This window comes from Streptomyces sp. RLA012 (genome assembly GCF_056270325.1).
The window spans coordinates 8,659,194-8,672,763 of the sequence record NZ_JBWDPA010000002.1 but is presented as its reverse complement, the minus strand read 5'-3'; the positions used below and the strand labels follow the sequence as shown (position 1 = coordinate 8,672,763).

The window sequence follows — 13,570 nt, the reverse complement described above, 5'->3', positions numbered from 1 at the left end:
GTCGTCCTTCTCCGCCCACAGTAAGTGGGGTGGCGCGTCGGCGCGCCACCAATGCGGCAGGCTGGAGGAATGACGGCGGACCGGTGGACGCAGGCGGTACGACAGCAGCTCGGGCTCGGACGGCTCCTCCCGCTCGGGCATGCGCGCGACGGCGCGTGGATCACCGAGGAGGCGGCGGACACGGTCCTGCGGCGCGCGGCGGCCAGGGTGCCCGGCATCCGCCTCGGCACGCTCCGGATCGGCCTCGCGCACCCCGACGAGGTGGACGACCCCGCCGTCCCGCCGCCGCCCAGCGCACTGCCGCCCGGGCCGCTGCGCATCACCGCGGAGTTCACCGCCTCGACGGACCCGACGGCGCCCGGGGTCGAACCGCTTCCCACCACGGCGGCCCGGCTCCGTCTGCCCCTGGCAGAGACGGCGACGGAACGTCTCGGCCTGACGGTCACGGAGGTGGACCTGCATGTGGCGGAGCTGCGCGACACGCAGGAACCCCTCACCGCCGTACAACCCGACGGCCCACGCCCGGCCGCCGTACCGACCACTGCCGACGAGGCCCGGGCGGCGACCGCCGCGCTGTCCGTCCGGGGCGTACTGCATCTGACAGACGTGCTGGGCCACCCGGTCCGCATCACCGAGGTCCACGGCGGTGGGACCGCCCTGCCCCGCCGCCACATCCGCGTCGAACTGGCGGTGACGACGACGGAGCGAACGGTGGACGTGGCAAGAGCCGTCCGAACAGCGGTCACGGACGCACTGACGGACACCCCCTCAGTGACGGTACTGGTGACGGCCGTCGAGTAGAGCGCCCCTCAGTCCCCCATGCCGGCCAGGTCCCGCAGCCGCCGGGCCTGAGCCGCCCGCTCGGCGACCCGCTGCTCCTCGTACGTCCGCTCCTGTGCCCCCCGCAACAACGCCTTCGTCTCGACGACCGCGTCCCGGGGCGCGGCCAGCACCGCGGCGGCAAGGTCCCGCACGGCACCGTCGAGCTGATCCGCGGGCACGGCGAGATTGGCGAGCCCCGTGCGCTCGGCCTCCTCGGCCGCCACGAAACGTCCCGTCGCGCAGATCTCCAGCGCACGGGCGTACCCGACGAGGCTCACCAGCGAATGCGTACCCGTGAGATCGGGCACGAGCCCGAGGCTGGTCTCCCGCATGGCGAACTGCACATCGTCGGCGACGACACGCAGGTCACAGGCGAGGGCCAGCTGGAAACCCGCGCCGATGGCGTGCCCCTGCACGGCGGCGATGGAGACGACGTCGCTGCGCCGCCACCAGGTGAACGCCTCCTGGTACTCGGCGATGGTCGCGTCGAGTTCCGCGTCGGTGCCGCGCGCGAGGTCGATGAACGACGGCTCGCCGTCGAAGCCCTCGGGCGTGAACGCCTGCCGGTCGAGCCCGGCCGAGAACGACTGGCCCTCGGCGCGCAACACGACCACACGGACGGTGCCCGGCAGTGACCGCCCGGCCTCCGTCAACGCCCGCCACAGAGCGGGACTTTGGGCGTTGCGCTTGGCCGGATTGGTCAGCGTCACCGTGGCGATCGCGTCGTCGACGGTGAGCCGTACGCCGTCCTTGTCGAGTACGGGGTCAAGATCCTTGTCGAGCGAAGCCATGGGCTGCCTCCGATGGGTGCGGTCGGATCAGATACGTACCTCATGGCGGGCATGAGGTAACACACCTAAGTGACTGCACAGTAACCACCCGGTCGATCATCCGACCGACCGGGTGGCCACCACCGAAGCCGATGGGGACGCCCGGCCTCAGGCCGAGGCGGCCTTCTTGCCCCGCGTCGCTCCGCCACGCCCTCGCAGCGTGACGCCCGACTCGCTGAGCATCCGGTGCACAAAGCCATACGAGCGGCCGGTTTCTTCGGCCAGCGCCCGGATGCTCGCACCGGAGTCGTACTTCTTCTTCAGGTCTGCCGCGAGCTTGTCGCGCGCGGCGCCGGTCACCCGGCTGCCCTTCTTCAGAGTCTCGGCCACCCGTGCCTCCTCATGGGAAGTGCGCTCTGGACTTCTCATGATCACCCCTCAAGGGCTTCATGGCCACCCATTCGGCAAGGTCCGTGAGACAAGGTTTTGACGACAGGAGCCCGTACACACAAGTGGAATCACAGACTCCGCACTGACTTGTCCGTACGGCCGAACGGGTTCTCCCGTGAAGTGCCAGGTCAGCGACGCAAGACGGCCGAGCCCTTGAGAACAAAGGGCTCGGCCGGCAAATCGATGTAGGACACACCTCGGTACGAGGAGATCTCACACAGATGATGGATCACGGATCGGCCGAATGATCCATACACAGTGGATCAGTCATTCGATCAAGCCGCGCGGACACCTCGTGAAAGCGCGGAACGGCACGGGCGACGGCAACGCCATCGGCCCAGTCGGCTCAGGCGAGGGCCACCAGGTCCGCGTAGTCGGCACCCCACAGGTCCTCGACGCCGTCCGGCAGCAGGATGATCCGCTCGGGCTGCAGCGCCTCCACGGCGCCCTCGTCGTGGGTGACGAGGACCACGGCGCCCTTGTAGGTGCGCAGGGCGCCGAGGATCTCCTCGCGGCTGGCCGGGTCGAGGTTGTTCGTCGGCTCGTCGAGGAGGAGGACGTTGGCGGAGGAGACCACGAGGGTCGCGAGCGCGAGCCGGGTCTTCTCGCCACCGGAGAGAACGCCGGCCGGCTTGTCGACGTCGTCGCCGGAGAACAGGAACGAGCCGAGCGTCTTGCGGACCTCGACCAGGTCGAGGTCGGGGGCGGCGGAGCGCATGTTCTCCAGGACCGTGCGCTCGGGGTCGAGGGTCTCGTGCTCCTGGGCGTAGTAGCCGAGCTTGAGGCCGTGACCCTCGATGACCTCGCCGGTGTCGGGCTGCTCGGCGCCGCCGAGCAGCTTCAGCAGGGTCGTCTTGCCGGCGCCGTTGAGACCCAGGATGACCACGCGCGAGCCCTTGTCGATGGCCAGGTCGACATCGGTGAAGATCTCCAGCGAGCCGTACGACTTCGACAGGCCCTCGGCCATGAGCGGGGTCTTGCCGCAGGGCGCGGGCTCCGGGAAGCGCAGCTTGGCGACCTTGTCGGAGACGCGGACCGCCTCAAGGCCGGCGAGCAGCTTGTCGGCGCGCTTGGCCATGTTCTGCGCGGCCACCGTCTTGGTGGCCTTGGCGCGCATCTTGTCCGCCTGCGAGTTCAGTGCGGCGGCCTTCTTCTCGGCGTTCTGCCGCTCGCGCTTGCGGCGCTTCTCGTCGGCCTCGCGCTGCTGCTGGTAGAGCTTCCAGCCCATGTTGTAGACGTCGATCTGGGCGCGGTTGGCGTCCAGGTAGAAGACCTTGTTGACGACCGTCTCGACGAGGTCGACGTCGTGGGAGATCACGATGAAGCCGCCGCGGTAGGTCTTCAGGTAGTCGCGCAGCCAGACGATCGAGTCGGCGTCGAGGTGGTTGGTCGGCTCGTCGAGCAGCAGCGTGTCGGCGTCCGAGAACAGGATGCGGGCCAGCTCGACACGGCGGCGCTGACCGCCGGAGAGCGTGTGCAGGGGCTGGCCGAGCACACGGTCGGGCAGGTTGAGCGCGGCGGCGATGGTGGCGGCCTCGGCCTCGGCGGAGTACCCGCCCTTGGTGAGGAACTCCGTCTCCTGGCGCTCGTACTGCCGCATGGCCTTGTCGCGGGTGGCGCCCGAGCCGTTGGCGATGCGCTGCTCGTTCTCCCGCATCTTGCGCAGCAGGGCGTCCAGGCCGCGCGCGGAGAGGATGCGGTCGCTGGCGAGGACGTCGAGGTCGCCGGTGCGGGGGTCCTGGGGCAGATAGCCGACCTCGCCGGAGCGGGCGACGTTGCCGGAGGCGGGGATTCCCTCGCCGGCCAGGACCTTGGTCAGGGTCGTCTTGCCCGCGCCGTTCCGGCCGACCAGGCCGATGCGGTCGCCCTTGGTGATGCGGAAGGTGGCGGACTCGATGAGGATGCGGGCGCCGGCGCGCAGCTCGATACCGGAGGCGGAGATCACGGACAGACTCCAGGGCAGGGTCGTTGGCGGGGTGGACGGCTGAGGACGTTCCCGCCGTCTAATGCGCGAGGAGAATGGCCATGGGCCAAGTCTAACGGGGCCGTGCAACCACTTTTTCTGACTGCGGGTGTTCGACACTGTGACGCTCGCCCCGTCGCTCGTTGGCCAGCGGCTTGCGGTGCGGGGTGATTCTGCCCAGGTCGTCCACGGCGACGAGTTCCGTGGTCCAGCTGTCGGTGAGGGCGCAGGGCTGCGCGATCAGCAGCGCCGCACCGTGACGTACCGCACGTTCGGGGGCGAAGGCGCAGCCGTGCCGGGCGGGCAGGGTCCAGCGCAGGTCGCCGTCGGCGATGCGGTAGGCGGCGACGCGCCGCGGGGTGATCACGGCGAGTACCTGGGCGCCCAGGGGCCGCAGCACTCCGGCCGCCCGGTGGTCCGCGAGCCAGCGGGCGGCCCCGGGAAGGGCCCGGTGCCAGCGCACGGCGCTGCCGTCGCCGCGCGCGGTGTCGGTGACCAGTCCGTCGTCCCAGAGCGCGATCGCGTGCCCGCGCGCGGGGACCACGGCCAGCGGACGGCGGCCCTCGCGGGCATAGCTCCAACGCGGGCGGCCGGTCGCTTCGTCGTACGCCTCCACGGTCGTCCACGTGGTCCGCAGCGTGGGCTGGCGGGGGGCGCCCTGCTCGTGCTCCACGCGCGCGTGGAGCACGAGTCGGTCTCCGTAGGGGGCGGGGCGGGTTTCGTGGGCCGCGGTGAGCAGCAGGGCGACGGCGACGGGGAGGAGCGCACGGGCCGTACCGCGGCGGGCGGCGGGAGGAAGGAGCCGGGGGGCCGGGGAGCCCGCGGTGGCCGGAGCGGACCCCCTGGCCTCCGCCGCCTCGATCGGCACAGCGCTCACCTCGCCCCCTCGGCCGCCACTCGCCGCCACCGCCCATGGATCAGGCGCAGAGCGTAGGCGGGGGCGGCGGGAGCGCCCGCCGGGACACGGCGGGCGGCCGGATCGGGTAGCCCGTTCGGCCCTCCGCCCGGCGCCGGGGCCCGGCGGACGTACGAGGATGGCGCCACGGTGCGACTCAGGAAGACGTATGCCGACTTGTACAAATGAATGCGCATCTACGCGGACGTATCCAGCATGGTGAGGGCGAACGCGGACATACACGGAGGGTGGTGTGCCCATGCAGTTCGACGACGACGCGGACCTGGACACCTCCGAGGTGCAGGATGTACGTGGCAGTCGGATCCCCGGCGGCAAAGCGACCGTCGGCGGCGGCCTCGTCGGCCTGATCGCCCTGCTCCTCGGGCTGTTCCTCGGGGTGGGGCCCGACCAGCTCGGGCTCTCCTCCGGCAACGACCACCCCGCGGCGACCACCTCCTCGCTCGCCCAGCTCCAGCAGAGCTGCCGGACCGGACGGGACGCGAACAGCAAGGCGGACTGCCGCATCGTGGCGGTGGTCAACAGCGTGCAGGACTTCTGGAGTCAGGAGTTCGAGCGGCGCGGCGGTACGTACACGCGCTCGCCGACCGTCTTCTTCAGCGGGCGGGTGGCCACCGCGTGCGGCACCGCGACCTCGGCGGTCGGGCCCTTCTACTGCCCCGCCGACCGCAAGGTCTATCTGGACCTGGGCTTCTTCGACGATCTGCGGGGCAGGTTCGACGCCTCCGGCGGCCCGTTCGCACAGGCCTATGTGGTGGCGCACGAGTACGGGCACCATGTGCAGGACCTGATGGGAACGCTGGGCAGGGCCCAGAGCGGCGTCACGGGGGCGAACAGCAACTCGGTGAAGGTGGAGCTGCAGGCCGACTGCTACGCCGGGGTGTGGGCGCACCACGCGACGACGACGAAGGACCCGTCGACGGGCAGGCCGCTGATCATCGGCCTGATGCCGGCCGACATCCGTGACGGCCTGAACGCGGCGGCGGCCGTCGGCGACGACCGGATCCAGCAGGAGTTCCAGGGCCGGGTGACCCCGGAGACCTGGACGCACGGCTCGTCCGCGCAGCGGCAGCAGTGGCTCTACCAGGGCTATCGCACGGGCGACATGGCGCAGTGCAACACCTTCCGCTGAGCCCGGACGCGGCGTGGGCCCGGGGCGGCCGTCGCCCGGCGGCGTTGTCAGTGCCCGGTGCAAGACTGGGCAGCGGGTGACATTCCGGCCCGGCAGGACGAGTTCCGGTGGGAGTGATCGGCATGGCAGGTATGGACGGCGGGCGCCCGAGCATTTGCCCGACGCTGCTGTACGTGGACGCGAAAGCGGCGATCAGGCAGCTCACCGAGGCCTTCGGCTTCACGGAGGCCTCGGTGTACGAGGGTGAGGACGGCACGGTGCTGCACGCCGAGCTGGTGCAGGGCAACGGCGTGGTGATGCTCGGCTCCAAGGGCCGCGGCGGCGTCTTCGACGGCGCGATGAAGGACGCGGGCCCCACGGGGGTGTACGTGGTCGTGGACGACGTCGACGCACACCACCAGCGTGCCGTGGACCACGGCGCGGAGATCCTGATGCCCCCGACCGACCAGGACTACGGATCGCGGGACTACATGGCCCGGGACACCGAGGGCAACATCTGGAGCTTCGGAACCTACGCCCCCGAGATACGGGCCTGACGCCGCCCCCGGCCGACGCGGTCCGTCGGGCACGCGGGAATGCGGGAATGCGGCGTCACCCCCTAGCTGCCCCCGGTGTGCACCTGGAAGGCGGCCCGGCGTACGGCTTTGGCGAGCGCCGGGTCGGGGTGGGCGGCCGCAAGCGCGACCAGGACCTGGACGGTGCGGGGATGGCCGACGGCGCGCACCTCGTCGAGGAGTGCGGGCACGGTGGGCTGCACCGCGGACTCCAGGTGGCGCACGAGAAGCGGGGCCTCGCCGTGGTCGGCGACGGCCGCGGCGGTGTCGACCCAGAGCCAGGTGGACTCCTCCCGGGTGAGCATCTCGTGGGCGTCCTCAGGGTCGTGGCCGTCGTGCTCGGCGAGCCACAGCAGGGCGTAGGGGCGCAGCCAGGTCTCCTCGGCCACGGCGCGCACATCGGGTTCGGCGGGGGCGCCGACCACGCGCAGCGCCTCGAAGGCGAGGCCGCGGGTGAGGGCGTCCTCGCCGCGGGCGGCTTCGAGGAGCTCGGTGACGGCGCTGCCGACGGGCCGGGCGGCGAGCCAGGCGCGGTATTCGGCGCGGGCCGCGTTCGGGCGCAGCTGGGCGCAGCCGCGGAGCATGTCCTCGGCGGGCTGTTCGATGTTGCCGGCGGGGCTCTGCGCGGCGACGCAGATCTGCTCCAGCTTGACCCAGACCGCCCAGCTGCCGAGCGGGGTGAGCGTGGCCTGTCCCTCGGCGCAGGTGAGCGCGCCCACGGAGGCGAGGGCGTGCAGTGCCCAGTCGAGGAGGGGGGCGAGGGGGGCGTCCGCGACCTCCGCGACCTCGGCGACCTCCGGGACGGGCTCCGGCTGCGGACCGTAGGGGATTTCGCAGCGCTCGGTGCGCAGTTCGGTGACGCGCTGTTCGAGCAGGTCGAGGAGCTGCTCCACGGGGACGGGCCCGGCGGAGAGCTGGAGGAAGGAGAGCACCTGGGGCATCGCGGAGACGACCTCGGCGACGGCGGACGCCTCGCGTTCGGCCGGCTCCGGGTAGGCGAGCGACCAGGCGTCGAAGAGGGCGACCCAGCCGCGCAGGACGGCGCTGTCGTCGCGGTTCCAGGCGCGCAGTCGCCAGCCGGGGCGGGCGATGTCGCCGTGCACCTCGACAAGGCCCGCGAGGCGTGCGGTGTCCCAGTCCGCGCGGACTTGAGCCGGGGTCAGCCTCAGCTCCTCGGCAGCCCGTTCGGTGGTTGCGTCGGAGAGCGTGCCCTTGCCGTCGGGGGTCGCGCCGTCGCGCCCGGTGCCGAGCGAGGCGTCGGCCCAGCGGGCGACACGGGCCGCGGCGGCGAGGCCGGTGCGGGCCATACGGGCCAGTTCCGCGGGCGGCGGAGTGCCCTCGGGGGGCCGGGGTGCGGGTCGGCGCGAGCTGCGCTGGGTCACCGCTCGGGAGGCGGCGGCCAGGGGGCGCGGGCGGACGAGTCGGAGCCTGGAGTCGCGCGGGTTACGGGACGTCACGGGTGCAGTCTTCCGGTTGACGGTCCGAAAACCCAAACGGAATGTCACAGCAGGCGACAGGGGTGGCCAATGCACAGGGTTCCGAGGGGGCTCGACACGTGTGAGCGGAGCCCTGTACGAGTTGGCCGGGGCCGAACCGGAAGCGTATGTGCGGGTCCTCCCGGGGGTGTGTGCCGGGGGGGGCGGTGGTGCGGGCTTCGCGGAGCGGTGAGCCGGGCGGATGAGGGGCGGTGATCAGGACGTTCACATCAGGGGCGTGAGGAAGCGGCGCAGGCTCTCTTCGTAGTCCGAGGCGACGTTCCACATGGCGCCGTGCGCGGCGTGCGGGACGGTGTGCAGGGACACCAGGTCCGGGCGGCGCTCGGCGAGGCGGCGCGAGGGGCCCCAGGGGGCGATGGTGTCGTCCGGACCGTGCACGATCAGGGTCGGCACCTTGAGCCGGCCGGGGTCGGCGGCCCCCTGGATGCGGTCGCTGTGCAGGCCGGTGCGGCCCTGGGCGGCACGGACCGCGAGGGGCAGCAGGGCGCTGGGGGTGTGGCGGGCCGAGGCGAGGGCGCGCAGGGTGGCCTCCCAGTCCAGGACGGGCGAGTCCAGGATCAGCCCGGAGATCTGCTCGCGCAGGGCCGAGTGCGCGGCGGTGCGCAGGGCCATGGTGGCGCCGGTGGACCAGCCGTACAGGACGACGTCGGCGGCGCCGTGGCGCACGGCGTACCGCACGGCGGCGTCCAGGTCGCGCCACTCGGTCTCGCCCAGGTGGCTGAGGCCGTCCGGGGAGCGGGGTGCGCCGAGGTCGCCGCGGTAGGCGAGGTCGAGCACCGGGAGCCGGTTGCGGTGGAGGAACTCCATCACGTTCATGGGGTGCTCGCGGGTGGAGCCCAGGCCGTGCACCGTGATCACCCAGGTGTCGCGGACGCCGGGCACGAACCAGGCGGGCAGCGGGCCGAGCTCGCCGGGGATGTCCACGTCGGCGTGGTCGAGGCCGAGCGCGGTGCTCGGGTCGCCGATGTACAGGTTCGGGGTGAGCCACACCTTGTCGCCGGGCTCGACGGTGCCGTGGGTGACACGTTCCAGGCGGCGTACGACCGTGTCGGCGCTGTGCGGGGCACCGTCCAGGACGGGGCCGACGACCGCGTGCGAGCCGTCGCCGCCGAGGCCGTACGTTCCCGGGCGCAGCGAGGCCAGATCCCGGGTGAGGGTGATCTGTCCCGCCCCCGTGGCGTGCACGGTGAGCCGGGGCTCACCGGGCAGGGGCCTGCCGGGCGGTGCCTTCAGCGCGGCGTCGCTGGCGAACCGGCCCGCCGCCACGGAGGCCGCGCCCGCGGCCAGGGCTACGGAGACGGCCGCGGCCGTCGCTGTGACAGTACGCACGTGTTCAGTGTCCCGGCGGAACCTCCGGTCGGCCAGCGGAGGCCGGGGCCCGTGGGGGCGGGGGGCTCGTCCCCGGGTGGTGCCGTGGCGGAGGGGGCGGCGAGAAAGAGAGGGTGTCCGCCCCGGCGTGACGAAGGGATCCGGTTCCCGCGGGCGGGGCAGCGGCGCGACGGAGTGCCGCGGCGGCGCCACGCCACACGCGGGCGCCCTGCGGGCGAGGCACCGCCGCCGGAGGACGCGTCCGCGGCACTGGCGCGCCCCCGCACAGCCGGGGCACCACCGCGTGCGGCCCGCCGGGCAGCCCTCCCGCTCAGGCCGCTCAGGCCGGTCGGGGCGGTCGGGGCGGTCGGGGCGGTCGGGGCGGTCGGGAGTGCGATCTCGCTCCCCGGTGCGCGCCGCTAGGCCCGCTGCCCGTACCCGCGCAACCGCTCCCCCGCCTCCGTCACCTGTTGCCCCGACAGCAACGCGGGCGACAGCCCCGGTACCGCCGACGCCAGGAGCCAGACGCGGCACATCCATTCCAGTTGGGCGGTGCGGTCGTACGCCTGGCCCAAGGTGGCTCCGTAGGCGATGGTGCCGTGGTTCTGGAGGAGGCAGGCGGTGCGGTGGGTGAGGGCCTGGAGCATGTTCTCGGCCAACTCCGGGGTGCCGTAGGTCGCGTAGGGCGCGACACGGACCGGTCCGCCGAGGGCGCCCGCCATGTAGTGGATCAGGGGAAGCTCGGTGACGAGGGCCGAGACGGCCGTCGCGTGCGCGGCGTGGGTGTGGACGACTGCGCGCGCGTCGGTGCCACGGTATATCGCGAGGTGCATCGGCAGTTCGCTGGTCGGAAGGAGCGAACCGCGCATCTGCCGCCCGTCGAGGTCCACCCCGACGACGTCGTCCGGCGTCAGCCGGTCGTACGGCACTCCCGTCGGTGTGACCAGGACCGTGTCGCCGACCCGTACCGAGACATTGCCCGACGTACCGACGACCAGCCCGTCGGCCACCGTCCGGCGGGCCGTGGCGACGAGTTCGTCCCACGCGTCCGCCACCTCCCGCTCCCGCGCACCCGGTGCGCCCTCCGCCACGTCCCGTGCGTCCCGCGCGTCCCGCCGCTGCTCAGCCATGCCGCGATCCTGCCAGGCACGGATGTCAACCCGCCGTCGGCGAGGGCACTTTAGGGCGGAAGTCGAGCGTCCGTAAGGGCACATAGCGGCGGATACCGCACGCCGGGGGTGATTGGCTGGCGATCGACGGGCTTTCGGTGATCTTCCAATAACCTCTGGGGGATTTGTCACGCACGTCGCCATTCCGGGGGGACATATGGCTCGTGACCGCACACCTTTCCTTCGCCGCACCCGCGCCGTCCACCGTGTTCGCGCCATCCACAGTGTTCGCGTCGTCCGTCGCGTCCGCGCCGTCGCGGCGGCGGCCGCCGTTGCGGCGCTCGCCGCCGCCGGGACCGCTCTCGCCGAGGTTCCGGTCTCGGCGGCGGCCAAGCCCAGGGGACACGACGTCTCCTCGCACCAGAAGAACGTCGACTGGCAGAGCGCGAAAGCGAAGGGCGCCCGGTTCGTCTATGTGAAGGCGACCGAGTCCCACACCTACCGCAACCCCTACTTCCGCCAGCAGTACGACGGGGCGCGCACCGCCGGGATACTGCGCGGCGCCTACCACTTCGCGGTGCCGGACAGGTCGTCCGGCACCGCACAGGCCGCGCACTTCGTGCGCAACGGCGGCGCCTGGCGCGCGGACGGCTGGACGCTGCCGCCCGCGCTCGACGTCGAGTACAACCCGTACGACAAGAAGCAGAAGTGCTACGGCCTGAGCAAGGCCGGGATCGTCAGCTGGATCCGGGCGTTCAGCGACGAACTGAAACGGGAGACCGGCCGCCGTCCGGTCATCTACACGACCACCCACTGGTGGAACACCTGCACCGGCGGCAGCGACGCCTTCGCCGCGAACCACGCCCTGTGGCTCGCCCGCTACGGCTCGGCGGACACGGGCGCGTTGCCGGCCGGCTGGTCCACCTGGACGTTCTGGCAGTACGACAACAGCGGCACGCTCCCGGGTGACCAGAATCTCTTCAACGGATCCGTCGCCCGGCTCAAGCAGTTCACCCAGGGCTAGCGTCTCCCGGAAACCCGGGCGGAGCCTGAAATTCCGCTTCTGTTCGAACCGTCCGCACCCCTTCCAGCCACCCCTCCGGCACATCGGTCATCACCGCCGGGGGGGTTCTCTGGCATGTGAGACATCCTGACGCCTGCTCTAGTTCATCTTCCGTTCATTCAGGTTGCCTACGGTCCACCTGCCACTGACGTCCAATAGAAGCCTGGGTTAATGGAACACATCACGCTCCTCCTCGGAATCGTGATCGTCACCGCTCTCGTGTTCGATTTCACGAACGGTTTCCACGACACTGCCAACGCGATGGCGACGACCATCTCGACCGGCGCTCTGAGGCCCAAGACGGCGGTGGCCATGTCCGCCGTGCTGAACCTCGTCGGTGCGTTCCTCTCCGTGGAGGTCGCCAGGACGATCTCCGGCGGGATCATCGACGAAGAGGGCATTCGCACCGAAGTGATCTTCGCGGCGCTCGTCGGCGCCATCCTCTGGAATCTGCTGACCTGGCTTCTGGGTCTGCCCTCCAGTTCCTCCCACGCCCTCTTCGGCGGCCTGATCGGCGCCGCGGTCATGTCGGCCGGCTGGTCGTCGGTGAACGGCTCGACCGTCGTCACCAAGGTGCTGATCCCCGCGGTCGCCGCGCCCCTCGTGGCCGGACTCGCCGCGATGCTCGCCACCCGGCTGACGTACAGGATCGGCAACCGCGCCGACGACAAGGCGACCGCCAAGGGCTACCGCGCCGGCCAGATCGCCTCCGCCGGCCTGGTCTCCCTCGCCCACGGCACGAACGACGCCCAGAAGACGATGGGCATCATCACCCTCGCCCTGGTGACCGGCGGCGTGATCGCCCCGGGCTCCAACCCCCCGGTGTGGGTCATCGTCTCGGCCGGTACGGCCATCGCGCTCGGCACCTACCTGGGCGGCTGGCGCATCATCCGCACCCTGGGCAAGGGCCTCACCGACCTCGCGCCGCCGCAGGGCTTCGCCGCCCAGACCAGCGCGGCGACGGCCATCCTGGCCTCCTCGCACATCGGCTTCTCCCTCTCCACCACCCAGGTCTGCTCCGGCGCCGTGATGGGCTCGGGCCTCGGCCGCAAGGGCGGTGTGGTCCACTGGTCGACCGCGACCCGGATGTTCGTCGCCTGGGGTCTGACCCTGCCGGCCGCCGGTCTGGCCGGTGCCTCCGCCGAGTTCCTGACCGAGCAGGGCACCTGGGGCATCGTCCTCACGGGCGCGCTGCTCGTCGCCGGGTCCGGCACCGTCTGGAAGCTCTCCCGCCGCCGGCCGGTCACCATCGACAACGTCAACGAGATCGACGAGATCGACGAGGTCAACGAGGTCGATGCCGGGCCCGCGGGCGTCGTCACCAGCGCGATCGTCACCGGCGGCCCGACCGGCGATCTGTCCGGCGACCTGTCCGGCGACCTGAAGACCACCATCCCGTCCCCGGACGCGGAGCCCACCCGCCCGGCCACGGTGTAAGGAACGAACAGCATGCACATCGACTGGGCAGCTCTCGGCTCCGTCTTCGGAGTCAGCCTCGTGACCACCATCGGCCTCGTCGGCCTCTTCACCCTCGGCATCGTCGGTCTCTCCCGACGCGAGTCCGCGTCCGCCCAGGGCAGCTCCGCGGCCCTCGCGGTCACCGGCGCGTACGTCTGCTTCGCGGCGTGCGCGGCGGCGGTGGCGTACGGCATCTTTCTGATCGTCGGCAAGTAACCCAAAACGGGCAGCACTTCGGGTGGGGTGCGGGACGGATCGCCGTCCCGCACCCCGCCTGTATGTGGGCCTTCGCACACTCTCCCCGCGCAGGTCAACAGCAAGTTGACGGGTCTTCCAACCCGTGGTGGACTGCCGGAGCCAAGTACGGCGACAGGAGAGGAAGCCGGTGCGAATCCGGCGCGGTCCCGCCACTGTCATCGGGGAAGGAACTCCCCGGGAGCCAGGAACTCTCCCCGCCGGTCTCGTCGAACCAGGGCGCGGACACCCTGAGTGAGGACATAACGCCATGCGCGGCTGCCCAAGTGCCCTGCGA

The 13,570-nt window shown here is 71.8% G+C and carries 13 protein-coding genes and 1 riboswitch; of the genes, 6 read left to right on the top strand and 7 right to left on the bottom strand.

What is annotated here, in order from left to right; translation table 11 throughout:
* Window positions 1–69: 69 nt before the first annotated feature.
* Window positions 70–801 (top strand): nucleopolyhedrovirus P10 family protein, encoded by a 732-nt coding sequence (locus tag RV986_RS39735; protein ID WP_475922019.1) that lies wholly within the window; start codon window positions 70–72, stop codon window positions 799–801.
* A gap of 8 nt (window positions 802–809) precedes the next feature.
* Here the strand turns inward: RV986_RS39735 and RV986_RS39730 are convergent, their stop codons facing one another.
* The 4 genes from RV986_RS39730 to RV986_RS39715 all read right to left on the bottom strand — a co-directional run bounded on the left by RV986_RS39730 (window position 810) and on the right by RV986_RS39715 (window position 4,882).
* The gene (locus RV986_RS39730; RefSeq protein ID WP_475922018.1) at window positions 810–1,613 is read right to left on the bottom strand and encodes an enoyl-CoA hydratase/isomerase family protein; all 804 of its coding nucleotides are present in this window, start codon (window positions 1,611–1,613) and stop codon (window positions 810–812) included.
* Window positions 1,614–1,760: 147 nt separating this feature from the next.
* On the bottom strand, window positions 1,761–1,982 hold the full coding sequence (locus RV986_RS39725; protein ID WP_006123601.1) for a helix-turn-helix domain-containing protein: 222 nt from the start codon (window positions 1,980–1,982) through the stop codon (window positions 1,761–1,763).
* A gap of 406 nt (window positions 1,983–2,388) precedes the next feature.
* Window positions 2,389–3,987 (bottom strand): ABC-F family ATP-binding cassette domain-containing protein, encoded by a 1,599-nt coding sequence (locus RV986_RS39720; protein WP_475922017.1) that lies wholly within the window; start codon window positions 3,985–3,987, stop codon window positions 2,389–2,391.
* A 91-nt stretch (window positions 3,988–4,078) separates the two neighbouring features.
* Window positions 4,079–4,882: a PQQ-binding-like beta-propeller repeat protein gene (locus tag RV986_RS39715; RefSeq protein ID WP_475922016.1), complete on the bottom strand. Its 804-nt coding sequence runs from the start codon at window positions 4,880–4,882 to the stop codon at window positions 4,079–4,081.
* A 277-nt stretch (window positions 4,883–5,159) separates the two neighbouring features.
* Between RV986_RS39715 and ypfJ the strand changes: the two genes are divergently transcribed.
* Window positions 5,160–6,050: a KPN_02809 family neutral zinc metallopeptidase gene (ypfJ, locus tag RV986_RS39710; RefSeq protein WP_475922015.1), complete on the top strand. Its 891-nt coding sequence runs from the start codon at window positions 5,160–5,162 to the stop codon at window positions 6,048–6,050.
* A 122-nt stretch (window positions 6,051–6,172) separates the two neighbouring features.
* Window positions 6,173–6,586 carry a VOC family protein gene (locus RV986_RS39705; RefSeq protein WP_475922014.1) on the top strand — a complete coding sequence of 138 codons (414 nt, stop codon included), beginning with the start codon at window positions 6,173–6,175 and terminating at the stop codon, window positions 6,584–6,586.
* 62 nt (window positions 6,587–6,648) lie between these two features.
* On the opposite strand, the gene RV986_RS39700 is transcribed toward RV986_RS39705, so the two are convergent.
* The 3 genes from RV986_RS39700 to RV986_RS39690 form a co-directional block, all read right to left on the bottom strand.
* Window positions 6,649–8,061: a hypothetical protein gene (locus RV986_RS39700; protein WP_475922013.1), complete on the bottom strand. Its 1,413-nt coding sequence runs from the start codon at window positions 8,059–8,061 to the stop codon at window positions 6,649–6,651.
* Between the two features lie 243 nt (window positions 8,062–8,304).
* Entirely contained in the window at window positions 8,305–9,429 is a 1,125-nt protein-coding gene (locus RV986_RS39695; protein ID WP_475922012.1) for an alpha/beta hydrolase family protein, read from the bottom strand.
* A gap of 398 nt (window positions 9,430–9,827) precedes the next feature.
* Window positions 9,828–10,538: a class II aldolase/adducin family protein gene (locus tag RV986_RS39690; RefSeq protein ID WP_475922011.1), complete on the bottom strand. Its 711-nt coding sequence runs from the start codon at window positions 10,536–10,538 to the stop codon at window positions 9,828–9,830.
* Window positions 10,539–10,734: 196 nt separating this feature from the next.
* Between RV986_RS39690 and RV986_RS39685 the strand changes: the two genes are divergently transcribed.
* The 3 genes from RV986_RS39685 (at window position 10,735) to RV986_RS39675 (ending at window position 13,254) form a co-directional block, all read left to right on the top strand.
* Window positions 10,735–11,541: a lysozyme gene (locus RV986_RS39685; RefSeq protein WP_475922010.1), complete on the top strand. Its 807-nt coding sequence runs from the start codon at window positions 10,735–10,737 to the stop codon at window positions 11,539–11,541.
* A 210-nt stretch (window positions 11,542–11,751) separates the two neighbouring features.
* Window positions 11,752–13,017 (top strand): inorganic phosphate transporter, encoded by a 1,266-nt coding sequence (locus RV986_RS39680; RefSeq protein WP_475922009.1) that lies wholly within the window; start codon window positions 11,752–11,754, stop codon window positions 13,015–13,017.
* A gap of 12 nt (window positions 13,018–13,029) precedes the next feature.
* The gene (locus tag RV986_RS39675; RefSeq protein ID WP_475922008.1) at window positions 13,030–13,254 is read left to right on the top strand and encodes a hypothetical protein; all 225 of its coding nucleotides are present in this window, start codon (window positions 13,030–13,032) and stop codon (window positions 13,252–13,254) included.
* Window positions 13,255–13,365: 111 nt separating this feature from the next.
* A riboswitch (cobalamin riboswitch) is annotated at window positions 13,366–13,506 on the top strand.
* Window positions 13,507–13,570 lie beyond the last annotated feature (64 nt).

What these genes read in the sequence shown, in the direction of transcription:
- RV986_RS39735 (WP_475922019.1), top strand. Translation starts at nt 70, where the DNA reads ATGACGGCGGACCGGTGGACGCAGGCGGTACGACAGCAGCTCGGGCTC.
- RV986_RS39730 (WP_475922018.1), bottom strand. Translation starts at nt 1,613, where the DNA reads ATGGCTTCGCTCGACAAGGATCTTGACCCCGTACTCGACAAGGACGGC.
- ypfJ (WP_475922015.1), top strand. Translation starts at nt 5,160, where the DNA reads ATGCAGTTCGACGACGACGCGGACCTGGACACCTCCGAGGTGCAGGAT.
- RV986_RS39705 (WP_475922014.1), top strand. Translation starts at nt 6,173, where the DNA reads ATGGCAGGTATGGACGGCGGGCGCCCGAGCATTTGCCCGACGCTGCTG.
- RV986_RS39690 (WP_475922011.1), bottom strand. Translation starts at nt 10,538, where the DNA reads ATGGCTGAGCAGCGGCGGGACGCGCGGGACGCACGGGACGTGGCGGAG.
- RV986_RS39685 (WP_475922010.1), top strand. Translation starts at nt 10,735, where the DNA reads ATGGCTCGTGACCGCACACCTTTCCTTCGCCGCACCCGCGCCGTCCAC.
- RV986_RS39680 (WP_475922009.1), top strand. Translation starts at nt 11,752, where the DNA reads ATGGAACACATCACGCTCCTCCTCGGAATCGTGATCGTCACCGCTCTC.
- RV986_RS39675 (WP_475922008.1), top strand. Translation starts at nt 13,030, where the DNA reads ATGCACATCGACTGGGCAGCTCTCGGCTCCGTCTTCGGAGTCAGCCTC.